The 26271-nt window shown below is 70.9% G+C and carries 23 protein-coding genes and 1 tRNA gene; 16 read left to right on the top strand and 8 right to left on the bottom strand.

Annotated elements, in window-relative coordinates:
• Nucleotides 1-73 precede the first annotated feature (73 nt).
• The 9 genes from EW117_RS09845 (at nucleotide 74) to EW117_RS09805 (ending at nucleotide 7873) form a co-directional block, all read left to right on the top strand.
• Nucleotides 74-463 (top strand): GntR family transcriptional regulator, encoded by a 390-nt coding sequence (locus EW117_RS09845; RefSeq protein ID WP_129786159.1) that lies wholly within the window; start codon nucleotides 74-76, stop codon nucleotides 461-463.
• On the top strand, nucleotides 463-1419 hold the full coding sequence (locus EW117_RS09840) for an ATP-binding cassette domain-containing protein (RefSeq protein WP_129786157.1): 957 nt from the start codon (nucleotides 463-465) through the stop codon (nucleotides 1417-1419). Before EW117_RS09845 ends, EW117_RS09840 begins: the two co-directional genes overlap by 1 nt.
• Nucleotides 1416-2168 (top strand): hypothetical protein, encoded by a 753-nt coding sequence (locus EW117_RS09835; RefSeq protein ID WP_129786155.1) that lies wholly within the window; start codon nucleotides 1416-1418, stop codon nucleotides 2166-2168. The genes EW117_RS09840 and EW117_RS09835 overlap by 4 nt, the downstream gene beginning before the upstream one ends.
• A 25-nt stretch (nucleotides 2169-2193) precedes the next feature.
• Nucleotides 2194-3198 (top strand): ABC transporter ATP-binding protein, encoded by a 1005-nt coding sequence (locus EW117_RS09830; RefSeq protein WP_129786153.1) that lies wholly within the window; start codon nucleotides 2194-2196, stop codon nucleotides 3196-3198.
• Entirely contained in the window at nucleotides 3195-4007 is an 813-nt protein-coding gene (locus tag EW117_RS09825; protein ID WP_129786151.1) for an ABC transporter permease, read from the top strand. The genes EW117_RS09830 and EW117_RS09825 overlap by 4 nt, the downstream gene beginning before the upstream one ends.
• A gap of 98 nt (nucleotides 4008-4105) precedes the next feature.
• On the top strand, nucleotides 4106-5029 hold the full coding sequence (locus EW117_RS09820) for a bile acid:sodium symporter family protein (protein ID WP_129786149.1): 924 nt from the start codon (nucleotides 4106-4108) through the stop codon (nucleotides 5027-5029).
• A 19-nt stretch (nucleotides 5030-5048) separates the two neighbouring features.
• Nucleotides 5049-5780: a glutamine amidotransferase gene (locus EW117_RS09815; RefSeq protein ID WP_129786147.1), complete on the top strand. Its 732-nt coding sequence runs from the start codon at nucleotides 5049-5051 to the stop codon at nucleotides 5778-5780.
• A 301-nt stretch (nucleotides 5781-6081) separates the two neighbouring features.
• A complete protein-coding gene (locus EW117_RS09810; RefSeq protein WP_129786145.1) occupies nucleotides 6082-7191 on the top strand; it encodes a 3-deoxy-7-phosphoheptulonate synthase in 1110 nt (369 codons plus the stop codon).
• Between the two features lie 106 nt (nucleotides 7192-7297).
• Entirely contained in the window at nucleotides 7298-7873 is a 576-nt protein-coding gene (locus EW117_RS09805; protein ID WP_129786143.1) for a hypothetical protein, read from the top strand.
• 32 nt (nucleotides 7874-7905) lie between these two features.
• Here the strand turns inward: EW117_RS09805 and EW117_RS09800 are convergent, their stop codons facing one another.
• Both EW117_RS09800 and EW117_RS09795 read right to left on the bottom strand, forming a co-directional pair.
• Nucleotides 7906-9381: a high affinity choline transporter 1 gene (locus tag EW117_RS09800; RefSeq protein WP_129786141.1), complete on the bottom strand. Its 1476-nt coding sequence runs from the start codon at nucleotides 9379-9381 to the stop codon at nucleotides 7906-7908.
• Nucleotides 9382-9496: 115 nt separating this feature from the next.
• Nucleotides 9497-10216, bottom strand: coding sequence for a TetR/AcrR family transcriptional regulator (locus EW117_RS09795; protein ID WP_207211827.1), 720 nt, complete (start codon nucleotides 10214-10216; stop codon nucleotides 9497-9499).
• Between the two features lie 109 nt (nucleotides 10217-10325).
• Between EW117_RS09795 and EW117_RS09790 the strand changes: the two genes are divergently transcribed.
• From EW117_RS09790 to atzF, 4 genes are read left to right on the top strand one after another with little or no spacing between them, the layout of a single operon-like run.
• Nucleotides 10326-11183, top strand: coding sequence for an urea amidolyase associated protein UAAP1 (locus tag EW117_RS09790; protein ID WP_129786138.1), 858 nt, complete (start codon nucleotides 10326-10328; stop codon nucleotides 11181-11183).
• 29 nt (nucleotides 11184-11212) lie between these two features.
• Nucleotides 11213-11848: an urea amidolyase associated protein UAAP2 gene (locus EW117_RS09785; protein WP_207211833.1), complete on the top strand. Its 636-nt coding sequence runs from the start codon at nucleotides 11213-11215 to the stop codon at nucleotides 11846-11848.
• Nucleotides 11845-15513 (top strand): urea carboxylase, encoded by a 3669-nt coding sequence (uca, locus tag EW117_RS09780; protein ID WP_129786134.1) that lies wholly within the window; start codon nucleotides 11845-11847, stop codon nucleotides 15511-15513. Before EW117_RS09785 ends, uca begins: the two co-directional genes overlap by 4 nt.
• Nucleotides 15510-17264: an allophanate hydrolase gene (atzF, locus tag EW117_RS09775; protein ID WP_129786132.1), complete on the top strand. Its 1755-nt coding sequence runs from the start codon at nucleotides 15510-15512 to the stop codon at nucleotides 17262-17264. The genes uca and atzF overlap by 4 nt, the downstream gene beginning before the upstream one ends.
• A gap of 7 nt (nucleotides 17265-17271) precedes the next feature.
• Here atzF and EW117_RS09770 read toward each other — a convergent pair whose 3' ends face one another.
• The gene (locus EW117_RS09770) at nucleotides 17272-17853 is read right to left on the bottom strand and encodes a TetR/AcrR family transcriptional regulator (protein ID WP_129786130.1); all 582 of its coding nucleotides are present in this window, start codon (nucleotides 17851-17853) and stop codon (nucleotides 17272-17274) included.
• 87 nt (nucleotides 17854-17940) lie between these two features.
• On the opposite strand from EW117_RS09770, the gene EW117_RS09765 reads away from it, so the two are divergent.
• The gene (locus EW117_RS09765) at nucleotides 17941-18303 is read left to right on the top strand and encodes a DUF4267 domain-containing protein (RefSeq protein WP_129786128.1); all 363 of its coding nucleotides are present in this window, start codon (nucleotides 17941-17943) and stop codon (nucleotides 18301-18303) included.
• Between the two features lie 24 nt (nucleotides 18304-18327).
• Here the strand turns inward: EW117_RS09765 and EW117_RS09760 are convergent, their stop codons facing one another.
• The 5 genes from EW117_RS09760 to sp36 form a co-directional block, all read right to left on the bottom strand.
• Nucleotides 18328-19563, bottom strand: coding sequence for an NAD(P)/FAD-dependent oxidoreductase (locus EW117_RS09760; RefSeq protein WP_129786126.1), 1236 nt, complete (start codon nucleotides 19561-19563; stop codon nucleotides 18328-18330).
• Between the two features lie 118 nt (nucleotides 19564-19681).
• Nucleotides 19682-21271, bottom strand: a complete 1590-nt coding sequence (locus EW117_RS09755; RefSeq protein ID WP_129786425.1) for an HNH endonuclease — start codon at nucleotides 21269-21271, stop codon at nucleotides 19682-19684.
• Between the two features lie 370 nt (nucleotides 21272-21641).
• A tRNA-Pro gene (locus tag EW117_RS09750) sits at nucleotides 21642-21718 on the bottom strand.
• 132 nt (nucleotides 21719-21850) lie between these two features.
• Nucleotides 21851-22318 (bottom strand): RidA family protein, encoded by a 468-nt coding sequence (locus tag EW117_RS09745; RefSeq protein WP_129786124.1) that lies wholly within the window; start codon nucleotides 22316-22318, stop codon nucleotides 21851-21853.
• Nucleotides 22315-22482, bottom strand: a complete 168-nt coding sequence (sp36, locus tag EW117_RS09740; protein ID WP_129786122.1) for a Sp36 family protein — start codon at nucleotides 22480-22482, stop codon at nucleotides 22315-22317. Before sp36 ends, EW117_RS09745 begins: the two co-directional genes overlap by 4 nt.
• Nucleotides 22483-22603: 121 nt before the next feature.
• Between sp36 and EW117_RS09735 the strand changes: the two genes are divergently transcribed.
• Nucleotides 22604-24976 (top strand): transglycosylase domain-containing protein, encoded by a 2373-nt coding sequence (locus EW117_RS09735; RefSeq protein ID WP_242504200.1) that lies wholly within the window; start codon nucleotides 22604-22606, stop codon nucleotides 24974-24976.
• Between the two features lie 5 nt (nucleotides 24977-24981).
• Nucleotides 24982-25920, top strand: a complete 939-nt coding sequence (locus EW117_RS09730; RefSeq protein WP_129786120.1) for a metallophosphoesterase — start codon at nucleotides 24982-24984, stop codon at nucleotides 25918-25920.
• Nucleotides 25921-26271: the final 351 nt, after the last annotated feature.

Here is a 26271-nt window from a genome sequence, read left to right as displayed (position 1 = left end):
AGGCCTGTTGCGCGTCGCGAACTTCTATGGTTCATTAGTGCAGTAACGAACCACTGAACGTCAGGACCGAGACATGTTCGACGGACCCGAGCCCATATATGTGCAGATCGCAGCATGGATCCGCGCCCAGGTGCTCTCCGGCGAGCTTGGCGAGGAGGAGCAGGTCATGTCCACCACGCAGTTCGCGACCACCTTCCGGATCAACCCCGCGACGGCCGCCAAGGCGTTCTCCGGGCTGGTCGAGGAGGGCCTGCTCTACAAGCGGCGCGGCCTGGGCATGTTCGTCGCGCCGGGTGCCCGCGAGAAGCTGCTCGCCGACCACCGGCAGCGCTACTTCGCCGAGGTCCTCGACCCCGCGCTGGCGCAGGCGGACATCCTCGACATCCCTGTCGGCGACATCATCGACTACGTGCTCGGCCGCGCCCCCCGCTCCGGTGCGGGCGTCGCCAAGAAGGAGAAGTGATGAGCCTCGATCCGTTCGGCGCGCGGCTGGACGACGTCGCCGTGCGTTACAGCACCTCGTGGCGCGTGACGCAGCAGGGCACGTTCTCGAAGGCGACGGGCGGCATCGCGCTCGACGGCGCGACGAGCCTGTTCCCCGCCGGCGCCATCACGGGCCTGCTCGGCCGGAACGGCGCGGGCAAGACCACCCTGCTGAGCCTGCTGGCGGGGTTCCGCCGGCCCACGGCCGGCACCGTCCGTGTGGGCCCCGAGGGCAGCGAGCAAGACCCGTTCGAGAACCCGGCGATCGTGTCAGGCGTCCAGCTGGTCCGGGAGGCCGGCGACGTCCTGACCGACGAGAAGGTCAGCGCGACGCTCAAGCACTACGCGGCGGCGCGTCCCCGGTGGGACAGTGACTACGCGGACCGGCTGCTCGACTTGTTCGAGCTGGACGTCCGCAAGACCCCCAGCGCTCTGTCGCGCGGCAAGCGCTCGGCGCTCGGTGCCACGATCGGTCTGGCTGCGCGCGCTCCGCTGACGATCTTCGACGAGGTGTACCTCGGTATGGACGCGCCGACGCGGTACGCGTTCTACGACGAGCTGCTCAAGGACTACGCGGAGCACCCCCGCACGATCATCCTGTCCAGCCACCTCGTCGAGGAGTCGGAGCGGCTCTTCGAGCACGTCGTGGTCGTCGACCGCGGGCGGATTCTCCTGGCCGAGCCGGCCGACGACATGCGGGGCCGGGGCACGAGCCTCACGGGGAACGCCGACGCCGTCGCCCGCCTCGCCGCCGGGCACCGACTGCTGCACCGGCAGGAGCTGGGGCCCACCGCCATGGTCACGGTCGAGGGCCCGCTCACCGACGAGGAGGCGGCGGAGGCCGCCGACTCGGGGGTCGCGATCGGCTCGGTCCCGCTGCAGGACCTGTTCGTCCACCTCACCAGCACCACGGCACGGAAGGAGAGCGAGCGATGAGCGCCACCATCGACCTCGATGAGAGCGGACGCCTTGCCCACCGGCGCACGATGCTGGCGATGGAGAAGAGGTTCGGCGGCGGCCTGCTGCTCACCGGCGTCTGGTACTGGACCTCGATCATCTTCGCCAGCATCGTGATCGCCGTCCTGCAGAGCCGGTTCAGCGTGCTCGAGGGCGGCACCCTGCAGTACGTCCTCGGCTCCACACGCTGGTTCCTGTTCACGATGGGGATGATCCTCGTCGCGGTGACACTTCCCCTCCATCTCGCCTCCGGAGGCACCCGCAGCTCGTTCGTGGCCGGGCTGTTCCGGAGCGCCCTGTACGTCGGCCTCGCGAACGGAATCATGGCCGCGGCGCTGGTGACTGCCGAAGGGCTGACCTGGAACGCACTCGGCTGGGACTGGCAGTTCCGGCAAGGGCTGGTCCCCGGAGGCAGCTTCATCGTCGACGCCGCGAGCGAGACCCTCGTGCTCGCCACCTACATCCTGATCGGCACGCTCCTCCCGGCAGGCTTCCAGCGACTCGGAGCCTGGGGTGGCAGCTTCTGGATCCTCGCCCTGTTGGCCATCGCGCTCTTCGTCGACTGGTCGGTCCACAGCGGGTACATCTTCGGCTGGGACCCGCTCGTGGGCGCGGGCACCGCACGAACCCTGCTCGGTCTCGGTGGCGGCGTCCTGGCCGTGGCCGTCACCGCGTTCGCCGTCGACCGCTTCTACCGCGACATGCCCCTGCGCCCGGCTCTCGGCTGAGGACCAACCACAAAGGAGAACCCCTGTGACATCTCCCCAGCTCGACGCCAGCGCTCCCGTCGTCGAGGTAGGACACCTCCGCAAGACCTACCCCGCCGCGCGGCGCGGCGGGACCCCCAAGACAGCGGTCGCCGACGTGTCCTTCCAGGTCACGCGCGGTGAGATCTTCGGCATCCTCGGCCCCAACGGGGCCGGCAAGACCACCACCGTGGAGTGCGTCGCCGGGCTCCGGCACGCCGACGGCGGCTCGGTCCGCGTCCTGGGGCAGAACCCCCAGGCGGACCCGGCGCTGATCCGCGAGCACGTCGGCATCCAGCTCCAGGAGGCCGCCCTGCACGACAAGATCACCGTCCGCGAGGCGCTCGACGTCTTCGGCTCCTTCTACTCCGCCCGCGCGGACTCCGCCGAGCTCCTGGACCTCCTCGACCTGACCGCGCACCGCGACCAGCAGTTCGCCAAGCTTTCCGGCGGGCAGAAGCAGCGGCTGTCCATCGCCCTGGCGCTGGTCGGCAAACCGCAGGTGGCCATCCTCGACGAGCTCACCACCGGCCTCGACCCGGCGGCGCGACGCGCGACCTGGAACCTCGTGGAGCGGGTCCGGGACTCCGGCGTCACCGTGCTGTTGGTCACCCACTTCATGGACGAGGCCGAGCGGCTCTGCGACCGGCTCGTCGTGATCGACGGCGGCCGCGTCGTCGCCGAAGGCACGCCGTCGGCCCTGATCGAAGGGCTCGAGGGAGACCGGGGCGTCCTGCTCCGGTTCTCCGACGACGGCGCCCGCGGGCGCGCCGTCAATGTGCTCACCGCCCTCGCCGACCACGACGACGACGTCACCGGCGCGATCGCCGTCGGCGACGAGATCGAGGTGACGGGTACCCGCAAGGTGCTGTTCGCCGTCGTGCAGGCGCTCGCCGCCGCCGACGTCGTACCCGACGACGTACGCACCGTGGAACGCACGCTCGAGGATGTGTTCGTCCAGGTCACCGGGCGCGAGTACCGGGCAGAGGAGAACGAGGAGGTGGCGGCATGACCGCCGTCGAACAGACCGTGCCCGCAGTGGCGGGCCGAAGCCGCGGACGCACCCGCGGCTTCGGGAAGCTGCTCGCGACCGAGCTCAAGGTGTGGCTGCGGGACCCGACCGCCGTGTTCTTCGCGCTGGTCTTCCCGACCATGCTGCTGCTCGGCCTCGGGCTCGCCATCCCCGCCTTCCAGGAGCCGATGGTCGACGCCGAGCCGCCCTGGAACGAGGCGCCCGGCATCACCAGCTACCTGCCCACCATCGTGGCGCTGGCCGTCGGGACCATCTCGCTGACCACCATGCCGGTGCAGTTCGCGACGTTCCGGGAGAAGGGCATCCTGAAGCGGCTCTCGACCACCCCGATGCCGCCGCAGAACCTGATCGGCGTGCACATGGTGATCAACGTGCTCGCGCTGATCGTGTCGGCCGGCGTCGCGGTGGTCAGCGCCATCGTGGTGCTGGGCGTCCCGTTCGCGGCCGACATGCTGGTCGTGCTCCTCGTCCTGGTGCTCTCGACGACGGCCATGTTCTCGCTCGGGCTGCTCGTCGCCGCGCGGGCCGAGAAGGGAACGTCGGCGTCCGGCCTGGGGATGCTGATCTACTTCCCGTCCCTGATGTTCTCCGGGGTGTGGGTGCCGCTGTCGATCATGCCCGACTGGATGAAGGACATCGGCCTCTACCTGCCGCTCGGCGCGTCAGCACAAGGGCTGACCGCCGGCTGGTTCGGCAACGAGGGCTTCCCCCTGGCACAGGTGCTCGTGCTGACCGGATGGACGCTCGTGCTCTTCCCGCTCGGCGTGAAGCTGTTCCGCTGGGAATGACCACCTGACGGACCCGGCCCGGAATTCACCCGGGCCGGGTCTACGGTGGCCCGGCCGATACCGACGTCGGAACCGGGAGAGGAAAGACCTTGGGAACCTTGCGGAAGATCGCAGAGCTGGCCGGGCGCTGGTTCGCCGTACTGGTGCTGCTGGGCGGAGTGGCCGGCCTGATCGCTCCGGCCCAGCTCGCGCCGCTCGCCGCGCACATCCCGCTCTTCCTCGGGATCATCATGTTCGGCATGGGGCTGACCCTGCGGGGCAGTGACTTCGCCCTCGTGGCCAAGCGGCCGTGGGCGGTGCTCATCGGCGTCGTGGCGCAGTTCGTCATCATGCCGCTGCTCGCCTGGGCCGTCGGCGGGTTGTACGGGCTCACCGGGATGGCGATGCTCGGCATGATCCTGGTCGGGTCCTCGCCCGGTGGCACGGCCTCCAACGTGATCGTGTACCTCGGCAAGGGCGACACCGCCCTGTCGGTGACGATGACCGCGATCTCCACGCTGCTCGCCCCGTTCCTCACGCCCGCACTCATCCTCTGGCTCGCCGACGAGCAGCTCGACGTCGGATTCATGGACCTGTTCGGCTCGATCGTCCAGGTGGTGCTCGTCCCCGTGCTCGCCGGCCTCGTGGTGCGCGCCGTCGCCGGCGGGCTCGTCGCGAAGGTTTTGCCGTACCTGCCGCTGGTCTCCGTCAGCGGCATCGTCCTCGTGGTGATCGGCGTCGTGGCCGCCAACGCCCAGACCGTGCTCTCGACCGGGCTGCTCCTGGCGCTCGCGGTCATCACGCACAACGTGCTGGGCCTGCTGCTGGGCTACGCCACCGCGAAAGTTGCCCGGCTCGACCGGGCGGCCCGGCGGGCGGTCAGCATCGAGGTGGGCATGCAGAACTCGGGGCTGGCGGCCAGCCTGGCGGCTACGCACTTCTCACCGGCCGCGGCGCTGCCCGCCGCTTTGTTCTCGGTATGGCACAACCTGTCCGGCGCCGGTCTGGCGACGTGGTGGGCTCGCCGTACCGAGACGCGGTGATCTCCCCTACGCTCTTGTCATGAAGCCGTTTCTGCTGCTGGCGACGCGCGGAGAGGACATCGCCGCGGACGGCGAGTACGCGGCGTTCTGCGAGTACGGCGGCCTCGCACCGGAGCAGCTGCACCGGGTGCGCCTCGAGCGCGACCCCCTGCCGCCGGTGGACCTCGACGACTACTCGGGTGTCATCGTGGGCGGCGGGCCGTTCAACTCCTCGACCCCCGCGGAGCTGAAGGGCCCCGTGCAACACCGCGTCGAGGCGGAGCTCGCGGGCCTGCTCGACGAGATCGTCGCGCGCGACTTCCCGTTCCTCGGCGCGTGCTACGGCGTCGGCACCCTGGGGGCGCACGAGGGTGCGGTGATCGACGGGACTTTTGCGGAGCCGCCCGGTGCGGTCACCGTGGAGCTCACTCCGGACGCGGCGGCGGACCCTCTGCTGGCCGGGGTGCTGCCGGCCTTCCCTGCGTACGTGGGCCACAAGGAGGCAGTGCGCAAGCTGCCGGACCATGCGGTGCTGCTCGCGTCGTCGGCCGCCTGCCCGGTGCAGATGTTCCGGATCAAGCAGAACCTGTACGCCACGCAGTTCCACCCGGAGCTGGACGTCATGGGGATGCAGCAGCGGATCGTCGTCTACCGGGACTACGGCTACTTTCCGAGCGAGGAGGCGGAGCTGCTGCGCGAGCGGGTCGCCACCGTGACCGTCGCTGAGCCGATGCGCATCCTGCGCGCGTTCGTGGAGCGCTACGTCAGGTAGTGGGCGGCCAGGGGGTGGCCCGACTGTGACCGACCGCATCCTGGCACCCGGTGGACAGCCGCCGGGGCGGGGGCTACGGTTTGGGCCGTGGACATCCGTTGGTATTGGCGCTTTACGTCGGCTCCTGGTGGAGCTCGGCGGGCGCACGCCTGACCAACTTTCCACCCGGAGCCAGGGCCTGGGACGCCGATCGCGTCCAGGCCCTTCGTCTTTACCGAGACGGGCCGCTCCGGACCAGGAGTCGGTGGCGGGCCGTCCGGTTCCTTCGAACCAGACCCGCCTACCAGGAGCCCCGATCCCGATGAGCATCACCCCTGCGGAACCCAGCACCGAGGCAACCGACCTCGGTACCCGCACCTCCGACCTGCGCATCCGCGCTCTCGACCCGCTGCCCGCCCCGAACAGCCTGCTGGCGTCGATGCCGCTCGGCACCGCTCGCAGTGACCTCGTCACGACGTCCCGCCGCGAGGTCCGTGACGTCCTGACGGGCGAGGACGACCGCCTGCTCACGATCGTGGGCCCGTGCTCGGTGCACGACCCGGTCGCCGCCCTCGACTACGCGGCCCGGCTCGCGATGCTCCGGCGCGAGCTGTCCGACGACCTGGTCGTCGTCATGCGGGTGTACTTCGAGAAGCCGCGCACCACGGTGGGCTGGAAGGGCCTCATCAACGACCCGCACCTGGACGGCACGCACGACGTGCGGCACGGCCTGAGCCTCGCCCGCGAGGTGCTGCTCGGCGTGCTCGACGCCGGGGTGCCCGCGGGGGCCGAGTTCCTCGAGCCGACCAGCCCGCAGTACATCGCCGACGCCGTGACGTGGGGTGCGATCGGCGCCCGCAACGTGGAGTCGCAGGTGCACCGGCAGCTCGCCTCCGGCCTGTCGATGCCCGTCGGGTTCAAGAACGCGACCGACGGCGACGTCCAGATCGCCGTGGACGGCTGCATCACCGCCGCGAGCGAGCACACCTTCTTCGGGGCCGACGGCGAGGGGCGTGCCGCCGCCGTCGAGACCACGGGTAACCCGGACTGCCACGTCATCCTGCGCGGCGGGCGCTCGGGCCCGAACTACTCGGCCGAGGACGTCGCCGAGGCCCTGCGCGTCGCGCGCACCTCCGGGCTGGGCGGCGCCGTCGAGAACGGCGTGATCGTGGACGCGAGCCACGGCAACTCGGGCAAGGACCACGTGCGTCAGGCCGGGGTCGTGCACGAGATCGCCAACCGCATCGCCGACGGCGAGCGGGGCATCACGGGCCTCATGATGGAGAGCTTCATCGAGGCCGGCGCGCAGAAGCCCGGCCCGCTGTCGGAGCTCACCTACGGCCAGTCGGTCACCGACAAGTGCATGGACTGGGACACGACGGAGGACCTGCTCCGCGAGCTGGCGAAGGCAGTGCGCGAGCGGCGCGGCTGATCTCTCGCTGACTCCGGTTCAGCATGCACCTGCTGCCAAGATCGGCAGCAACCTGGCAGCAGGTGCATGGTGAGCAACGGGCGAGCCGGCAGCTTCGAAGTGGTCGGTGCGCAGGGGCAGCATGGTGGTCGCGGCGCTGGTGGCGGGGGCTGTCGCCTGGCAGATCGCGGCCCGTACGACCGAGGTGGAGCCAGGTTCGTTCAGCAACCGCGGGGCCGGCGCGACCCTCCCTGACTGTGTTCCCTCCGATGACATCTGGTCGATGTTCGGCAACGACGAGGACGTCGTGGTGCTGCAGACGGTGCGCAACTCTTCCCCGTGGCCCGTCACGGTGATCAGCACCGACCCGGGGGCGTACCGCTTCGAGCCGATGGCCGACGACGTCCGGGAGGACCACGACTTCGTCAAGGAGCCCGTCGACGGTGCGCCGGACGCGACCGAGACCTCTGACCGTGTGGTGATCCCGCCGGACCGTGAGGCGGCCATGTGGATCGTCAATCCGCAGGGCGACAACTCCTATACCGACGGATGGGGCCTCTTCGGCGGCGCGCCAGTGAAGCTCCGTGCGCTCGGCGTCGAGCGCGAGTTCTACCTGCCGTTCCACGGAACGGTCAGCGTCGGCGGGAGCGAGGCAACCGCCGCTCGACTCGACCGCGCCCTCCAGGCGGCCTGCGAGAACTGAGCGAAGTGCGTAGAAGCGCACTTCCGATTCGGTCACGCCACCGCCGGCTCCATCTCCTGCTCCGGCTCCGGTTCGATCGGTGCGGAGGCCGGCCGAGCCAGCGCCACCACCACGTACGCCGTGATCGAGACGATCGCCCCGTAGATCGTGGGCCAGCCGTCGAACGTCGCGGGGATCAGGTCGTTCGGGATGTACGCGATGTCGTTGGGCACCCCGTAGATCGTGGGCGTGAGCACGAACAGGCCGAACCGCACGACGAGCCCGGTAGCCATCGCGGCGATCGCGGCCGCATTGCCGCCGCGCGTCCAGAACACCCCGAGCAGGAACGGCACCGCGAGGCAGGCCAGCATCAGGTCGAACGCGAGCGTGAGCAGGATCCCGGTCTGCGCAACGGTCAGGGCGATCACGGTCCCGGCCACGACGATCGGTAGCATCGCGAGCCGCGTCCAGCGCAGGAGCGGGTCGTACGTCCCGTCGGACGGGGCGACGCGGCGGACGCCCATGATGTTGCGCACGGCTACCGCGGACGTGGCCAGGATCGCGCCTGAAGCGGTGGAGAACGACGCCGCGACGATGCCCGAGAGCACCAGGACGGCGAGCCACACGGGCGCGTGGTCCGAGAGCAGCGTGAAGAGCATGGGCCCGTCGGCGGCGTCGATGCCGATCGCCGCCGAGCCCAGTGCCACCATCGCGAACGCGACGCCGATCGCGGCGGTGCCGGCGGCGGCGGTGAAGCAGGCGCGGCGCGCGATCTGCGGCGTCCGGGCCGAGAAGACGCGCTGCATGAAGTCGATGGCGACGATGTCGCCGATGCCGAGCGAGATCAGCGTGGCCCAGTTGATCGGCGCGCCGACGTCGGTGGAGGTGAGCTGCTCCGTGTCGAACGGCCCCATCCCCTCCGGGACCTGGAACCCGATGGTCATGCCGAACCAGATCACGAGCGCTGCCGTGGCGACCAGCGTGATGACGATCTGGACGGCGGCCGTGTAGGCGTCGGAGAACATGCCGCCGCCCACGGTGTAGATCAGCACGAGGGTCACGGCGAGCACCACGCCCGCCCAGTACGGCAGCCCGGCGAAGTGCTCCAGGAGGAACCCGCACGCCACGAGGTTGCCGGCCATGAGGATCGCGAACGCGAAGATCATCAGCACCGACGCCGCGACCTCGACGCCGCGTCCGTAGCGGTTCCGGTAGTAGTCGGCGAGCGTGTACAGGCCCATGCCGTTGAGCCGCCGGGCCAGGAAGAGCCCGGTCAGCAGCAGGCAGATCGCCAGGCCCAGGGCCAGCGACGCTCCCGACCAGAAGCCGAACAGCGAGGTCAGGTCCGTGTTGCCGACGGTGGCGTTGGAGTCGACGGCGGCCGCCATGAGCGACGCCCCGACGAGCGGTACGCCCAGGCGGCGTCCGGCGACGAGATAGTTGGCGGAGTCGCCGTCGACCTTGCGGGCGACGAGCAGTCCGATGACGACGACGGCGAGCACCGTCGCGCCGATACCTGCGATGATCATGGGTGGCTCCTCGAAGGAGGACCGCGTGGCGCGCGGCGGATGGATGGGGTCCGGTAGCAGGACCCATTCACCTCGCCGCGCGTCACACCCGTGTCGCGCATGTGGAACGACTGCGTTAATTCTGTCGGGCGACAGGTTTCTCGCGATGGACCGTGTCGGCCAGGATCGAGCCCGCCTCGCGGGCCCGGGCGACGGCGTCGTCGTCGAGCCCCAGCAGCCGGAGCGCCAGGTCCGCGTAGCGCTGCCCGGCCCGCGCGGCGTCGAGCGCCGGCTCGTCGCGGCGCCGCAGGATCACGCTCTCCACGAAGGTCAGGACCATGGCGCCGTCGTCGGGCGTGGCATCGGTCCCGAGCGTTCCCGAGACCAGGTCGCCGTAGGCGGCCCGCAGCTGCTCGCGATGGTCGCGGAAGGTCTCGAACCCGTCTCCGGCCACCTCGGGCAAGAGGTAGAGCGCGCCGATGTTGAGGTCGCCCGAGCAGAGGAGCTCGACGTCGAGCCGTGCGAGCGTCCAGAGCCGCACCGCGGGTTCCTCCGGCCGGGCGAGCAGCAGCCGTGCGGACTCGAGCGAGGGCTCGACCGAGTCGAGCAGCAGCCGCTGGAGGATCGCCGACTTGGTGCCGAACCAGTGGTACATAGAGGCCTGGCGCACGCCCGCGGCGTCGGCGATCGCGCGGGTCGACGTCGCCGTGTAGCCCACCGTGCAGAAGAGGCGCGCGGCCGCGGACAGGAGGTCCGACTCGGTGCCGCGGCCGGTGGGCGACGCGCCGTCCGCGCGGGGGCGGCCAGGGCGCCGCGGCGCGGGCGTGGCGTCCGGGCCGACGATCGAGGAGGTCACCCGCCTGACGCTACCTCGTGTAACTCAGGATTTACCTCGCCGTACGCCCGGGGGAAACACTCGAGCGAAAACCTATTCCTGTCACTCGACAGAAACCCTTGGAGGCGTCATGACCACCGCGACCACCGCGGGCGCGAAGGCCCACGCGCGTGAGCAGGAAGGGGCCGCGGCCCCCGAGCTGCCCCGGGTGCTCCACCCCGCGTCCGCCTATGCGGGCGACCTTCCCCCGGACGTCGCCGCAAGCGACCTCGTCTGGGCCGAGACCGTGCCGTCCGGCGGCTACACGAGCCTGGTGGTCGCCGCCGGTACTCGCGTCCGCGTGCGGGACACGACCGGCGACGCGTGCGCCCACCTGCTCGCTTTCCACGCCGACCAGCCGACGGAGCGCCTCAACGTCGCGGACACGGTCAAGGTCCAGTGGCAGGCCTTCCTCACCGCGGGCCACCTGCTCCTGTCCGATCAGGGCCGCGCGCTCGCGACGATCGTGGAGGACACGGCGGGCAACCGCGCCGACGCGCCGCGTCACGACGCCCTGTTCGGCACGTCCACGCTGGCCCGCAACGCGGAGCGCTACGGCAGCGGGGACGTGTTCGGCCCCAGTCCCGCCGGACGCGAGCTCTTCGCGCTCGCCGCCGCCAAGCACGGGCTGTCGCGGCGCGATCTCCCCCCAAGCGTCACCTTCTTCGAGGGCGTGTCCGTGTCCGACGACGGGCGGCCCGCCTTCGTGGGCTCGTCCGGTCCCGAGAGCATCACGCTCGTGGCCGAGCTGCCGCTGATCATGCTGCTCGCGAGCACCGCCCACCCGCTGGACCCCCGGCCCGAGTTCATCGCCGGCCCGCTCGACGTCGTGGCCTGGCCCGGGGCGCCCACCGTGCCCGGCGACCCCGCGTGGGACGCCACGCCCGAGGGCCGTCGCGCGTACGAGAACTCGACAGCCCACCGCCGCACGCGAGGAGCCGACCGATGACCATCGCCCCAGCCACCGCAGCCCCGCTCATGGTCGTCCCGCCAGAGGTCGCGGCGGACGCCGTCGTGATCCACGACGAGACAGTGGCCGCCCGCAACCCCTGGACCGGGGTGATCGCCGCCGGCGACACGCTGACGATGGTGGACGTCGGCGGCAACCAGGCCGTCGACTTCCTGGTCTACGACGCGCACGACACCGAGCTCCGGTACAGCTCCCCCGACACCCTCCAGGGCCAGGACACGGTCTACCTCACGACCGGCAGCGTGCTCCGCGACGCCGAGCACGGCCCGCTCATGACCGTCGTCGCCGACACCTGCGGCCGCCACGACACCCTGGGCGGCGCCTGCTCCAAGGAGTCCAACACCCTGCGCTACGGGCACCACACGCGGGCCCAGCACGCCTGCGTCGAGAACTTCCTGCTGGGCGGAGCCCGGCACGGGCTGGGCAAGCGCGACCTGGTCTCCAACATCAACTGGTTCATGAACGTGCCGGTGGACCCGGACGGCGCGCTCGGCATCGTGGACGGCATCTCCGCCCCCGGCCTTGCCGTCTCCGTGCGGGCGGAGCGCGACGTGCTCGTGCTGATCTCCAACTGCCCGCAGATCAACAACCCGTGCAACGGGTTCGACCCGACGCCCGTCCGGGTGATCGTGACGCGCGCATGACGGGGCTGTCCTACGACAGGCTGCTCGTCGCCAACCGTGGCGAGATCGCCGTTCGGATCATCCGGACGGCGCGCGCCCTCGGCCTGGGCACGGTGGCGGTCCACTCGGCGGCCGACGCCGGGGCCCTGCACGTGCACCTGGCCGACGAGGCCGTTCCCCTGGGGCCCGCCCCCGCAGCGCAGAGCTACCTGCGCGGCGACCTGGTGGTGGAGGCCGCGCTGCGTACCGGCGCGGGCGCGATCCATCCCGGGTACGGCTTCCTGTCGGAGAACGCGGGCTTTGCCCGCCAGGTCGAGGCGGCCGGGCTCGCGTTCGCCGGCCCGACTCCGGAGCACCTGGAGCTGTTCGGCGCCAAGCACACCGCGCGGGCCGCCGCGCTCGCCGCCGAGGTCCCGCTGCTCGCCGGGACCGGCCTGCTCGCCGACGTCGACCATGCCGTGGCGGAGGCCGAGCGGATCGGCTTCCCGGTGATGCTGAAGGCCACCGCCGGCGGCGGTGGGATCGGGATGCGTGCCTGCCGGGACGCCGACGAGCTGGTCGCCGCCTGGGACGCGGTGCGCCGGACGGCGGCGGCGGGGTTCGGCACGGCCGACGTCTTCCTGGAACGGCTCGTCGAACGCGCTCGCCACATCGAGGTGCAGGTGTTCGGCGACGGCACGGGCAGCGTCGTCACGCTGGGCGACCGGGACTGTTCCCTGCAGCGCCGGAACCAGAAGGTCGTCGAGGAGGCGCCCGCGCCGCACCTCCCGGACGCCGTTCGCACCCGGATCGCCGACGCCGCGCGTGACCTCGCCGCTTCCGTGGGCTACCGCTCGGCGGGCACGGTCGAGTACGTCTACGACGCCGAGCGCGAGGAGGCCTCGTTCCTGGAGGTCAACACGCGCCTCCAGGTGGAGCACCCCGTCACCGAGGCCGTGTACGACGTCGACCTCGTCGCCTGGATGTTGCGGCTCGCCGGCGGCGACACCGGCATGGTGCGCGAGTGGCTCGCCGCCCCGCGTGCCCCCCGCGGCGCCGCGGTCGAGGCCCGCGTCTACGCGGAGAACCCCGACCGGGACAACGCCCCCAGCGCAGGGACGGTCACGCACGCCGCGTTCCCGGCAGACGTCCGCGTAGACACCTGGGTCGAGGCCGGCACCACCGTCTCGGCCCACTACGACCCGCTGCTCGCCAAGGTGATCGCCCGGGGCAAGGACCGCGAGCAGGCGTGGGCCGCGCTCGCCCGTGGCCTCGACGGCTCCCGGATCGACGGCGTGGCCACCAACCTGGGCCTGCTCGCCGCGTTGCCGGACCACCCCGACGTCGTCGCCGCGCGCCACGACACGGGGACGCTGGCGCACGTCGAGGATGCCTCGCCGCGGTTCGAGATGATGCGCCCCGGCATGCTGACCACCATCCAGGACTGGCCGGGCCGCACGGGGCTGTGGCACGTGGGCATCCCGCCGTCGGGGCCGATGGACGACCTGTCGTTCCGCCTCGGCAACCGGGCCCTGGGCAACCCCGAGGGTGCGCCCGGCCTGGAGTGCACGCTCCACGGCCCGGCGCTGCGGTTCCGCACCGGCGCGACGGTCATGGTCACGGGCGCGCCCGCGCCGGTGACCGTTGACGGCGTCGCAGCGCCCCAGTGGGAGCCGCTCTTCCTGGGGCCGGGCGCCGTGCTCGACGTCGGCGCCCCTGCCCGCGGCATGCGCACCTACGTGCTGGTGGCGGGCGGGCTCGACGCCCCACAGATCCTGGGCTCGGCGGCGACGTTCGACCTGGGCGAGATCGGCGGCACCACCGGGGCGCCGCTGCGCACTGGTGACGTGGTGCGCCTGGGCGGCCCGTCCGGCGTCGGGCAGACGATGGCTGTGCCGCCGGAGGAACGGCCGGAGTTTCCCGACCGGTGGGAGGTCGCGGCCCTGGAGGGGCCGCACGCGGCGCCGGAGTTCTTCACGGTCGACGACATGGCTGAGTTCTACGCCACGGACTGGGAGGTGCACTTCAACTCGGCGCGCACCGGAGTGCGGCTCGTGGGTCCGAGGCCCACGTGGGCGCGGTCCGACGGGGGTGAGGCCGGTCTGCACCCGTCGAACATCCACGACACGCCGTACGCCGTCGGGGCCGTGGACTACACGGGGGACCTCCCGATCCTCCTCGGCCCCGACGGGCCCAGCCTGGGCGGGTTCACCTGCCCGGCGACCGTCGCGGTGGGGCACCTGTGGAAGCTCGGCCAGCTCCGGCCGGGCGACACGGTCCGGTTCATCCCCGTGAGCGAGACGCAGGCGGACGACCTGCGCGCCGCACCGCTGCGGCAGGCTGCCGCGGATCGTGACGCCGTGTCCGACGGCGGCGTGCTCGACCGGGTCCCGGCCGTCACCGAGGGCGGCACGCAGGTGTCGCCCGAGGCCACGTACCGGCGCAGCGGCGACGACAACCTGCTCGTCGAGTACGGGCCCATGCAGCTCGACGTCGCCTCCCGCATCCGGGTGCATGCCCTGGCCGAGGGCCTGTACGAACGGCTCGGCGTGCCGCGTGACGCCGCGAGCACGTACGACCGGGCGGTGAGCCGTGCGCTGCGGGCCGCGGGCGTTCTCGACCTGACGCCCGGCATCCGGTCGCTGCAGGTGCACCTCGACCCGGCGGTGCTCACCCTGCGGCAGGCGCTCGACCTGGTCCAAGAGGTCGACGACGCGCTGCCACCCACCGCCGAGCTCGTCGTGCCGTCGCGCACCGTGTGGCTGCCGCTGTCGTGGGACGACCCGGCCACGCGCGAGGCCATCCGCCGGTACATGGCCGGCGTGCGCGACGACGCCCCGTGGTGCCCGTGGAACATCGAGTTCATCCGCCGGATCAACGGGCTGGACACGGTCGAGGACGTCTACCAGACCGTCTTCGACGCCGAGTACCTGGTGCTGGGCCTGGGCGACGTGTACCTCGGCGCGCCGGTGGCGACCCCGCTCGACCCGCGGCACCGGCTCGTGACCACCAAGTACAACCCGGCGCGCACCTGGACGCCCCAGAACGCCGTGGGCATCGGCGGCGCCTACCTGTGCATCTACGGGATGGAAGGGCCGGGTGGGTACCAGTTCGTGGGCCGCACCACGCAGGTCTGGTCCACGCACGCGCAGCGCGGCTCGTTCCGGCAGGGAACCCCGTGGCTGCTGCGGTTCTTCGACCGGATCCGCTGGTACCCGGTGTCGTCCGAGGGACTCTCGGGCCTGCGCGACCAGGCCGCCGCGGGCCGCCTCGAGCTGCGGGTGGAGGAGGGCGAGTTCGCTCTCGCCGAGTACCAGCGGTTCCTCGAGGAGAATGCCGGCCCGATCGCCGGGTTCCGCGAGCGGCAGGCCGCCGCGTTCCAGGCCGAGCGTGATGCCTGGGCCGCGGCGGGGGAGTTCGAGCCGCGGCCGGAGCCGGTGGCCGCGCCAGCCGCCGTCGGCGTGCCGGTCCCACCGGGCGCGCACGGCGTCGAGGCGCCTTTCGTCGGCACGGTGTTCCGCGTCGACGTCGAGCCGGGCGACGCGGTAGCGCCCGGCGACACCCTCATCACCCTGGAGGCCATGAAGATGGAAGCACCGGTCACCGCGACGGCGCACGGCGTCGTCAGCTCCGTGCACGTCGAGACCGGCGAGCAGGTGGGGCCGGGACGGGTGCTCGTGGTCGTGGCAGGGGAGATGGCGGCGTGAGCGCGCTCGTCGAGCGGGTCGAGGCCGCGTATGCCCGGGTCGCCGAGGTGGACCGGCCAGAGGTGTGGATCGACCTGCGCCCGCGCGCCGACGTCCTCGCCGAGGCCGCGGAGATCACGCGGAGGATCGAGGCGGGGGAGGAGCTGCCGCTGGCCGGGCTGCTCGCGGCGGTGAAGGGCAACATCGCCGTCGCCGGGCTGCCGACGACGGCGGGGTGCCCGGCGTTCGCCTACGCGCCCGACCGGGACGCGACCGCGGTCGCCCGCCTGCGCGCGGCGGGTGCGCTGGTGCTCGGCACCACCAACCTCGACCAGTTCGCGACGGGCCTCGTGGGTACGCGCAGCCCGTACGGCGCGGTGCGGCATGCGACGGCGCCGGACCGGATCTCGGGCGGGTCGTCGAGCGGCTCCGCCGTCGCGGTGGCGCTGGGCATCGTCGATGTCGCGCTCGGCACGGACACTGCCGGGTCGGGCCGGGTGCCGGCGGCGCTGCACGGGCTCGTCGGGATCAAGGCGACGCGCGGCGCGGTGCCCGCGACCGGCGTTGTGCCCGCGTGCCGCTCGCTCGACTGCGTGACGGTGCTGGCCAGGGATCTGGCAAATGCGCGCTTGGCCCTGTTGAGCCTGGCCGGGCCGGACGGCGTCGACCCCCTCGCTCGGGACCTGCCTTCGAGCTGGGATGCGGTGCGTCGCGGTAGCGGTGACGGTGGCCCGCCCGTCGTCGCGGTCCCGGCACCGGAAGCGCTGGGCCCGCTCGCCCCTGGCTGGTCGGAGGCCTTCGAAGCTGCCGTCGACCGGCTGATCCGTGCGGGCGCGCGGGTGCGTCGCGTCGACATCGCGCCCCTGCTGGCCGCCGCGCGACTGCTCTACGAGGGGGCCTTCGTCGCCGAGCGGTATGCCGCAGTCGGCGAGTTCGTCGCAAGCCACCCCGACGACGTCGACCCCGTGGTCGGCGCGATCATCGGCAAGGCGGCAGCGCCCCTGGCGCACGAGCTCTTCGCGGACATGGCCCGGCTCGACGAGCTCGGCCTGGCCGCGCGTACGGCGCTCGCGGGCACTGACGTGCTGCTGCTCCCGACGACGACACGGCACCCCACCCTCGCCGAGGTCGCGGCCGACCCGGTGGGCGTGAACTCCGACCTGGGCCGGTTCACCAACTTCGCGAACCTCCTGGACATGGCCGCGCTGGCAGTTCCGGCGGGGGAGGCGGACGGCCTGCCGTTCGGGGTGCAGCTCGTCGGGCCGGCGTTCAGCGACGGCTTGCTCGCGGGTGTTGCTGAGCTTCTCGCGGAGAGTTCCGAGCTGCAGCGGCCGGGGTCAGCGCGGCCTGGGTCGGTGCGGCTCGCGTCGGTCCCGCTCGCCGTGGTCGGGGCGCACCTGAGCGGGCAGCCACTCAACCATCAGCTCGTCGACCGCGGCGGCCGGCTGGTCGCTTCCACTACCACCGCGCCTGGGTACCGGCTCTTCGCCCTGGAAACCACCCCGGCCAAGCCGGGCCTGGTCCGCGTGGCCGACGGCGGCGCCCCGATCGAGGCCGAGGTATGGGAGCTGCCGACAGCTGGGTTCGGCGAGTTCGTCGCATCGGTTCCGGCGCCGATGACCATCGGCAAGGTGCTGCTGGCCGACGGCTCAGAAGTTTCCGGCTTCCTGTGCGAACCGGCGGCTCTCGACGGGGCACGCGACATCACGGCGTCCGGCGGCTGGCTGGCGCACCTCGCGGCGGACGCCGAATTGCCTGCGCCCGGGCGTTAGCGCCGCCTCAGGTTGCCTCGGGTGCGAAGCGACCGATCAGCAGATCCAACCGATGACCGCGCAGGTCGGCGGGCAGCCGGCCGCTGCGCTCGAGCATGGCCAGTCCGTGCAGGCTCGCCCAGAAGGTCTCGGTGAGGATGCCGGGGTCGTCGTCCGCGGCGAGCGGCTCGACAGCCTGCAGGATCTCGTCGAACCCGTTGCGCAGATGGGCGGGGGTATTGGGGCTGGCGAACGACAGGTCGACCGCATGGGTGAACATGGCGTCGTAGAGCGCCGGGCGCTTCCGGGCGAAGTCCGTGTAGGCGGTCGCGACAGCGGCGAGGGCATCGCGGGTTCCGCGGGCAGCCGTTCGTGCGGCGCGCACTTCGTCGGCCAGCTCTTCGAAGCCCTGGACCGCGACCGCCGTCATGATGGCGCTCTTGCCCTTGAAGTGGCTGTACAGGACTGGCTGGCTGTACTCGATCTCGGCGGCGAGGCGCCGGGTCGTGACTGCCTCCCAGCCCTCTGTCTCCGCCAGTTCCCGGGCCGCCGCAACGATCTGCTGCTCGCGCTGCGCACGCTCGCGCTCCCGGCGCGTCTGAGTCGTCATGACGAGAATTCTAGCATTGCTAGGCAATCTGCCTCCGCTATGCTAGCGTCGCTATATCACCTATCAGCGCTAGCAAGGAGATGTGGCATGACTGTCGTCGCGTACGCCCTGGCCGTGGTCCTCAACCTCTTCATCGTGTACATCGGGGTGAACTTCATGTTCAGGCCCTACTCCGCCGCGGCGGGCTACGGCGTGCCCGCCACGCAGGACCGCGCCTACCTCGAGATCAAGGGCGTCCGGGACGCCACCTTCGGCGTCGCGGGCCTGGCGGTCCTCGTCTTCGCGGGCGCCCACGCCGAGGCCTGGTACATGCTCGCGGTGACGCTGGCGCCGCTCGGCGACACCCTGATCGTGCTGCGCCACGGCGGCACCAAGGCGGTCGCCTTCGGGATCCACTTCGCGACCGCGATGGTCATGCTGGTCAGCGCGGGTCTGCTGTTCGCCGTCTGAACGGAGTCAGCGGCGTCGGCGGGGTCAGACCACGAAGCCTTCCAGCTCCGCCGTCGACGACTTCCGCCGGGACCTGATCAGCTCTTCCACGCGCTCCATCTGGTCCCACACGTTCACGGCCATGCCCGCCACGACCTGGCCGTCAACGCGCCAGAACGCTACGAACTCCCGCTTGCCGGTGTCGCCAGAGACCACCACGTCGTCGTATCCGGCATGGACGTCCACCCAGCCGGTGTACTCCATGCCGACGTCGTACTGGTCGCTGTAGAAATACGGCAGCTTGTCGTACGGGTCGGGCACACCGAGCATGGCGCGGCCGGCGTGGGTGCCGCTCTCCCGCGCGATGGCCCAGTGCTCCACCCTCAGCGGGCGTCCGTAGTGGGGGGACGGGATGCTCGCTATGTCGCCTGCGGCGAACACGTCGGGATGCGACGTCGCCAGCGTGCCGTCCACGACGACGCCGCCGCCCTGGGCGGCGGGCCTCAGGTCGAGCCCCGCGGCCTCGGCGAGTCCGACGTTCGGCGCGGCGCCCACCCCGATCACCACGACGTCGGCCCCGACGTAGGTGCCGTCCGACAGGTCGACGCCGGTGATGCGGCCGTCGGCGCCCTGCAGCCGCGCGACGGACGCGTTGCGCACCAGGCGCACCTCGTGCTCTGCGTGGACGCCCGCGTAAAAGTCGCTCATCTCGGGCCCGAGTGCGTGACCGAGCGGGTGAGCGCCGCGGCCCACCACCGTGACGTCCAGGCCGAGGGTGCGCGCCGAGGCGGCCACCTCCATCCCGATCCACCCGTCGCCGACGACCACGAGCCGGCCCACACCCTCCAGGGACGCCTCGAGCAGCGTGCTGGAGATCCGGTCGGAGTCGTCGATAGTGCGCAGATAGTGCACTCCGGCGAGGTCGGTGCCGGGCACGTCGAGCGCGCGCGGCGTGGACCCCGGAGCGAGGAGCGCCTTCGCGAAGGTGAGCATGGCGCCGTCGGACAGCGTCAGCGTGTGGCCGGCCGGGTCCAGCCCGACCACCGTCTCGCTGGCGCGGACCACTACGTCGTGCTCGGCGTACCAGGCTTCGTTCAGCGGGAAGACGACGTCGCGCTCCGACTCACCGCGCAGGTAGTCCTTGCTCAGGGGTGGGCGCTCGTACGGGTGGTGAGGTTCGGTCGTGACGACCACGAGGTCGCCGTCGTAACCGCCGACTCGCAGGGCTTCTGCGGCGCGGGCTGTGGTCAGCCCGCCGCCGATCAGGACGAACGGGTCCATCGACGCCTCCCTGATTGAGGGTAGGCGCCCAGTCTTGCATCTGGGTGCGGGGACGGTCATCCGGTCCCGAGGGCATGCCGGTGGCCGCCGCGAGGGTCAGCTCGCGGCGGTGCCTGGTTCAGCGGGTATGCGCCCCGGGTGGGTGTGCCCAGGCGAGGTCGGGTCGGGACCGTGGCCGGCGCCCAGGACCGACCTGCTCACGCCGCCCCGGTGGGCGGTACGCGATCGCCCCAGGGGGCCGCGGGACGCTGCACCCGATGCTGTACCGGCTACGCGGGACACGCCCCGGCGCGGGACCCTTCACGCCGACCGCGGGGGTCCACGGCGGTGTCGATTGCCCGGCACCGTCCTGGGTCTCTGCTCGCACAGGGTCGGGCAGCCGGGCAGCCGACGTGTGCTCCTGCCCTGCGTACTCCTGGCCCGCGTGCTCGTGCCCCTTGGCCGCGTCGGTGACTGGCCGTGGTGGTGCGGGCGCGACAAACACAGACGTGTGCCCCGTCGGCATGACCGTCTCCACTGCGTGTCGGCCGTCGATCTCGGTCACCTGCTGTGACCACCCTGGTGATTGCTTCGCGTGATTACACCGGGCACACAGGCCTTGCCCGTTGTCCAGGCTCGTCGCACCACCCTCAGCATGCGGGGTGATGTGGTCGATGTGCCGCACCGGTGCGTCACACCACGACGACGCACACACCCCCTGCTCCCTGGCACGCAGCAACCGCGCCAGGCCCTGCGGGTGGAACCGCGACGTCGACGTCGTCGCCAGGAGTCGGCCGTGGGGGTCGACGTACACCGCACGCAGCCACGCCGCCTCCGCGTCGATCCCCTGTGCGACGAGGTTGCGGGCCACCGGCGCGGGCACGGTACCCACACCCGCGGCCGTGCCCTCGACCACCATCGCGGGCTCGTCACCACCCGCCAGCAGCGTCTGGTCCGAGACCAGCAGGTTGATCGTCACCGGCACGTCATCCGCGTGGCCGGGCTCGCGTCCGGTGATCCGCTCGATCAGGGTGTCCGCCATGATCTGACCTGCACCCCGCTCGTCACCGGTCGCCTTGGCGGCATCGGCCAGGTTCTTGAGCTGGGCGTAGGCCTGCACCCCCTGCCGCATCGGGACCAACGCGGTCAGGTACACCATCAGATCCGGCGCCGGACGCACCGAGACACACCGCTCCGACTCCGCCTTCGCGTTCCGCTTCACACACGCGCGCACGTCCAACTGACCGGCCAGCTCCTTGACCTTCGCGATCAGCCGCTTGGTCCCCATCCGAGCCAGCCCTGCAAGACCGGCGGGCCCGCAGATCTCCTCATCGATCCGCGCCCGGTCCTCCACCGACAGGTGCGACGTCTCGCGGACCAGCAGCGTCGCCCGCCACGCCGAGAGCACACCGGTGCGCAACGCGTCGAACGTGAACGGCATCTGCGTCACCCACACCCGGGCCGTGCCCAGGAACGATGCGCCCGTGTGCGGGCTGGCCTGTAGCGCCGCACCGACCTGGTTCGGCACCCCACGACCCCGCCGCCCGGCCCGGATCCCCTGCCGCGCCTCGTCGGCCTTGGTCGCCTCCTCCAACGCGACCGCCAGCCGCGCCTGGGTGGCCGTCACGGTGTTCTTCATCGCCTCCAGCTCACCCAGCAGGTCCACCCACTGCGCCTGCACCCGCTTCGACACGGACGATGCCGTGTCGGTACCGCCTGGCAGGATCATGCCCGCCAACAACTCACGCAAGACACGGACCTGCGCCGCGCCGGTGGTCACACCGCCGTCCGCGGGCAGCACGGACCCGGGAGGCTGCTCGCCCGCTCCAGATGCACCGTCCGCTGATCTCATGCCACCAACATATGGCACACCCGTTCGATCCGCTCGCCGAGCAAGGCTGATCTGCCGAGAGCAGAACATGGACGGTCGGGGGCTTGTGCGCGTGGTGGACCTGGCGGCGCCGGTCGAAGCCGCCGGGCGTCGCGGGCTGGCTCTTACGTTTCGAGCGGATCAGGCCTCCACCGCCAGAGACCCGGACACAAGGGCAGCAAAAGGCCCTCCAACCAAGCATTTCTGCTGGTCAGAGGGCCTTTTCACATGGTCGGGGTGACAGGATTTGAACCTGCGACCTCTTCGTCCCGAACGAAGCGCGCTACCAAGCTGCGCCACACCCCGATGGATTCCACCGCACGACAGGCACGAAGCCCTTCCGCGGAAGCCTGCTCAGAATAGCCGACGCATGGCCCGGAACGGAAACCGAATCCATAGTGGGTCCGATCACTCCCGTTCCGGGCCGCTGCGGAGCCGTTACGCCAGCTCGACGACGAGCTCCACCTCGACCGGCGAGTCGAGCGGGAGAACCGCCACACCGACCGCCGAGCGGGCGTGCAGGCCGGCGTCGCCGAAGACCTCGCCGAGCACCGAGGAGGCGCCGTTGATCACGCCGGGCTGGCCGGTGAAGGCGGGATCGCTGGCGACGAAGCCGACGACCTTCACGATCCGGGAGATCGCATCGAGGGAACCGGTGACCGACCGGACGGCGGCCAGCGCGTTGAGCGCGCAGATGCGGGCATAGCGTGCGGCGTCCTCGGGGGAGACCAGACCCTCGCCCTCGCCGACCTTGCCGGTGGCCGGAAGTGCGCCCTCGGTGAAGGGCAGCTGGCCCGAGGTGTAGACGTAGCGGCCGGTCTGCACGGCCGGCACGTACGCCGCGACCGGGGCCGCCACCTCGGGGAGCGTGATGCCCAGTTCGGCGAGGCGCTTCTCGTGGCTCATGCGTCGCCGCCATTGGGTCGCTTCAGGTAGGCGACGAGCCCGGTGCCGTCGGGTCCGGGGACCACCTGCACGAGCTCCCAGCCGTCCGAGCCCCACTGATCGAGGATCGCCTTGGTGTTGTGAATGAGGAGGGGGATCGTCGCGTACTCCCACTTCGTTGCCATGGCAGTGATGCTAGCCCGCGATCGACGACGGCGATCGCGGATGGTGATTCCCCACGAGACCTGCACACGGGCGGATCGAGTTTGGGCGCGCTCTGTCAGGGACACCCCGTAACCTGGGCGCATGGCCATGGCGAACCCTCGCGAGCCGCGCCGGATCACTCGGACCATTCCCGCGGCACAGCTCATCGGACTCCTTCTCGCATTCGTGCTCACCGCAGGCGCTGGTGGCGTGATCGCGGCCGGACTGGTGATTCCGCTGGCCTCGGGCGTGGACACCGCCGTCGACACAGGCGTCGAGGTCTTCGACGAGCTGCCTGAGGAGCTGGTTCCGGGGCCGCTGTCGGAGCAGTCGACGATCTACGCGAGCGACAACAAGACGAAGCTGGCCACGTTCTACGCCCAGAACCGCATCGTCGTGCCGCTCGACAAGGTGTCGGACAACATGAAGAACGCCGTCATCGCCATCGAGGACGAGCGCTTCTACGATCACGGCGGCGTGGACCCTGAGGGCATCTCGCGCGCCGCAGTGAAGAACTTCGGCGGCGGCGACATGCAGGGGGCCTCGACCCTCACGCAGCAGTACGTGAAGAACGTGCTCATCGAGGAGTCCGACCGGACCGGCGACACGTTCGGCGTGATGGAGGCCCGCGAGGACTCGCTCAGCCGGAAGCTCCGCGAGGCGAAGCTGTCCATCGCGCTCGAGAAGCGGATGTCCAAGGACGAGATCCTGGAGGGCTACCTCAACATCGCTCAGTTCGGCTGGAGCGTGTACGGCGTCGAGACGGCATCGCAGCACTACTTCAACAAGTCCGCGAAGGACCTCTCGGTGGTCGAGGCCGCGACGATCGCCGGGATCACCAAGGCGCCGAGCAAGTTCGACCCGGTACAGAACCCCAAGGACGCAAAGGTGCGTCGCGACCTCGTGATCGGCAAGATGTGGCAGCTCAACTACATCACGACCGAGCAGCGGGACGAGGCGATGGCGACGAAGGTGTCGGACACCCTTGACGTCCAGCCGCTGGACGTCGGATGCGACTCCGCGGGCGGCTCGGCCTTCTTCTGTGATTACGTCATCAAGGAGATCATGTCGAGCCCAGAGTTCGGCAAGACCCGGGACGACCGCTACAACCTCCTGTACCGCGGGGGGCTGAGGATCGTCACGACGATGGACGTGAAGATGCAGAAGGCCGCCGAGAAGACCGTTGTTGAAGGAGTGCCGGGGGATAACGCCTACGGTCTGGAGGCGGCGGTGACGTCGGTCGAGCCGGGCACCGGGCAGATCAGGTCGATGGCGCAGAACCTCCCGTACGACGTGAGTGCCGAGCCTGATCCGGGCACGACCGCGCAGAACTACTCGGCCGACTACAACCACGGCAACTCGCGCGGGTTCCCGGTGGGGTCGAACTTCAAGCCGTACGTCCTGGCCGAGTGGCTGCGTAGCGGGCACCAGCTCAACGACATGGTGAGCGCGGGCCCTTACGCTCCGTACCAGAGCGAGTTCACAGCCACCGGTTGCCAGGGGAACTTGCCGCACGTGCAGTGGCCCGTGGGCAACGTAGAAGGGTCCACGGGCGGGAACGTGTCCGTCCTTCAGGGTACGTTCCAGTCCCTGAACACGGTCTACGCCCGCATGTCGCAGCAGCTCGACCTCTGCAACCTGCAGAAGACGGCGTGGGACGTCGGCTTCCGGCCGATGACGTCAGGGCTAACCTACGAGGGCGAAAGTAAGTTCCGGACGATCGATAACCCGCAGCAAAGGGACATCGACGTGTTCGCGTCGATGACGCTCGGCACGCAGGCCTCGACGCCCCTCAACCAGGCTGCGGCGTTCGCCACCTTCGCATCGAGCGGCACGTACTGCGAGCCGATCGCGATCCTTGAGGTAAAGGACCACGACGGCAAGAAGATGAAGGTGCCGTCGGCCAACTGCAAGCAGACCCTGGAGCCCAACGTCGCCAACACCATGGCGTACGCCCTGACGAAGGTGTTCAGCACCAGTCCCTGGGGCACGGCCTGGACGATCGCGCCCGGTCTCGCCGACGGTCGCCCGGTGGCGGGCAAGACCGGTACGACGAACGGCGCCACGCAAAGTTGGTTCACCGGGTTCACGCCCAACCTCTCCACATCGGTCTGGGTCGGCGAGGCCAGCGGCGAGGTCGAGCACCCGAACGTCATCCTGCCAGCGACCACCTGGTACGACCCCTCAGCAAAGGTCGATTGGCTGTACGGTTCCGCCGCGGCTGTCCCCACCTGGCGCCGGTACATGGACCAGGCCGTCGTGGACCTGCCGAAGACGGCGTTCCCCGCGCCTGACCCGAATCTTGTCGGCAAGGCTCCGGCCCCGCCGAGGCTGAACAACAATGACGATGACTCCGACTCCGACAGCGGTGACTCGGATTCGGGCGACTCCGGTGACTCGGGCGACGGCGGGGGCGACTCCGGCGGCAACGAGGGCGGGAACGGCAATGGCGGCGGCAACAACGGGAACGACTGATCTGTATGGGGACGCTGGGTAACGTCGGCAAGGCTCTCGGGATCGCCGGGGGCATTGCCGTCGCCGGGCTGGCGTACGCGCATGTGGAGACCAAGCTGTTCCACGTGCGCCGGGTGACCCTGCCGGTGCTGCCCCCGGGGCAGCGGCCGATCCGGGTGCTCCACGTCTCCGACCTGCATCTCACGCCGAGCCAGCGCACCAAGCAGGCCTGGGTGCGGTCGCTGGCAGGGTTCGAGCCCGACCTCGTGATCAACACGGGTGACAACTTCGGGCACGAGCGGTCGCTGGCCCCGCTCCTCGACGTCCTTGGCCAGCTCATGGACGTTCCCGGCGCGTTCGTCATGGGGTCGAACGACTACTTCGCGCCGACGTTCAAGAACCCGGCCCGGTACCTCCTGGCAGACGCCCGCGTGGAGCGTGAGGACAAGGTCGCGCTGCCTACCGAGTCGCTCGCCAAGGCGTTCACCGACGCCGGCTGGGTGGACCTCAACAACAGCCGGGGCCTCGTCGAGCTCCGGGACGGGCGCACGGTCGGGCTGGTCGGCATGGACGACCCGCACCTCGACCGTGATCTCATGCCGGAGCCGGGCCGCGTGCCCGGTGAGGAGGACGCCGTCCTGCGCCTCGGCGTCGTGCACGCGCCGTACAAGCGGGCGCTGAACCAGCTGAAGGACGACGGCGTCGACGCGATCATCGCCGGCCACACACACGGCGGGCAGCTCTGCCTGCCGTTCTACGGGGCGCTCGTGACGAACTGCGACCTGGACCGCGGCCGGGCGTCCGGCCTGCACGGCTGGCCCGGCCCTCGGCCCGACCGCGAGGGCGGCGAGGGCTCGACGTGGCTGCACGTCTCCGCGGGCGCCGGGACGTCGCGCTACGCGCAGGTCCGCTTCGCGTGCCGCCCGGAGGCGACGCTGATGACGCTGACGGCTCGGGTCGCCTGACGGGAGCAGATCAGTGACCGTACGGGTCACTGATGACGAGATCGTTTCGGGTTCAGCGTCGCGACACGAGAATCGGAGATACGCGGATCGTCGGAACTGAAAGATGACGCCACCGCCGCGCCAGCCGGTCGCGACGGCGTTATTTGTCATTGGCGCCGGAATCGTCGTGGCGGTTCCACTCGGGCTGACGATTGTCGCTGGATTCGCGTCAGCCGGAGGCTGCCTCATGGAATGCACTGAGCCGGACTACCGGAGCGCGTCCAGTTATTTCCTGGTGTCAGCCGTGCTACTTGCGGTCCCGGTGCTGGTGGGAGTTGCTTCGTCGCGAAGATTCCGGTCGATATGGCTGTG

Source organism: Promicromonospora panici, assembly GCF_900608595.1.
In the GTDB taxonomy this organism is placed as follows: Bacteria; Actinomycetota; Actinomycetes; order Actinomycetales; family Cellulomonadaceae; genus Promicromonospora; species Promicromonospora panici.
The sequence above is the reverse complement of the archived record's forward strand: the minus strand, read 5'-3'. Positions and strand labels throughout refer to the sequence as shown.

What these genes read in the sequence shown, in the direction of transcription:
- EW117_RS09760 (WP_129786126.1), bottom strand. Translation starts at nt 19,563, where the DNA reads ATGGACCCGTTCGTCCTGATCGGCGGCGGGCTGACCACAGCCCGCGCC.
- EW117_RS09840 (WP_129786157.1), top strand. Translation starts at nt 463, where the DNA reads ATGAGCCTCGATCCGTTCGGCGCGCGGCTGGACGACGTCGCCGTGCGT.
- EW117_RS09810 (WP_129786145.1), top strand. Translation starts at nt 6,082, where the DNA reads ATGAGCATCACCCCTGCGGAACCCAGCACCGAGGCAACCGACCTCGGT.
- EW117_RS09835 (WP_129786155.1), top strand. Translation starts at nt 1,416, where the DNA reads ATGAGCGCCACCATCGACCTCGATGAGAGCGGACGCCTTGCCCACCGG.
- EW117_RS09800 (WP_129786141.1), bottom strand. Translation starts at nt 9,381, where the DNA reads ATGATCATCGCAGGTATCGGCGCGACGGTGCTCGCCGTCGTCGTCATC.
- EW117_RS09765 (WP_129786128.1), top strand. Translation starts at nt 17,941, where the DNA reads ATGACTGTCGTCGCGTACGCCCTGGCCGTGGTCCTCAACCTCTTCATC.
- EW117_RS09785 (WP_207211833.1), top strand. Translation starts at nt 11,213, where the DNA reads ATGGTCGTCCCGCCAGAGGTCGCGGCGGACGCCGTCGTGATCCACGAC.
- EW117_RS09730 (WP_129786120.1), top strand. Translation starts at nt 24,982, where the DNA reads ATGGGGACGCTGGGTAACGTCGGCAAGGCTCTCGGGATCGCCGGGGGC.
- EW117_RS09755 (WP_129786425.1), bottom strand. Translation starts at nt 21,271, where the DNA reads ATGATCCTGCCAGGCGGTACCGACACGGCATCGTCCGTGTCGAAGCGG.
- EW117_RS09745 (WP_129786124.1), bottom strand. Translation starts at nt 22,318, where the DNA reads ATGAGCCACGAGAAGCGCCTCGCCGAACTGGGCATCACGCTCCCCGAG.
- EW117_RS09735 (WP_242504200.1), top strand. Translation starts at nt 22,604, where the DNA reads ATGGCCATGGCGAACCCTCGCGAGCCGCGCCGGATCACTCGGACCATT.
- EW117_RS09845 (WP_129786159.1), top strand. Translation starts at nt 74, where the DNA reads ATGTTCGACGGACCCGAGCCCATATATGTGCAGATCGCAGCATGGATC.
- uca (WP_129786134.1), top strand. Translation starts at nt 11,845, where the DNA reads ATGACGGGGCTGTCCTACGACAGGCTGCTCGTCGCCAACCGTGGCGAG.
- sp36 (WP_129786122.1), bottom strand. Translation starts at nt 22,482, where the DNA reads ATGGCAACGAAGTGGGAGTACGCGACGATCCCCCTCCTCATTCACAAC.
- EW117_RS09770 (WP_129786130.1), bottom strand. Translation starts at nt 17,853, where the DNA reads ATGACGACTCAGACGCGCCGGGAGCGCGAGCGTGCGCAGCGCGAGCAG.
- EW117_RS09815 (WP_129786147.1), top strand. Translation starts at nt 5,049, where the DNA reads ATGAAGCCGTTTCTGCTGCTGGCGACGCGCGGAGAGGACATCGCCGCG.
- EW117_RS09790 (WP_129786138.1), top strand. Translation starts at nt 10,326, where the DNA reads ATGACCACCGCGACCACCGCGGGCGCGAAGGCCCACGCGCGTGAGCAG.
- EW117_RS09825 (WP_129786151.1), top strand. Translation starts at nt 3,195, where the DNA reads ATGACCGCCGTCGAACAGACCGTGCCCGCAGTGGCGGGCCGAAGCCGC.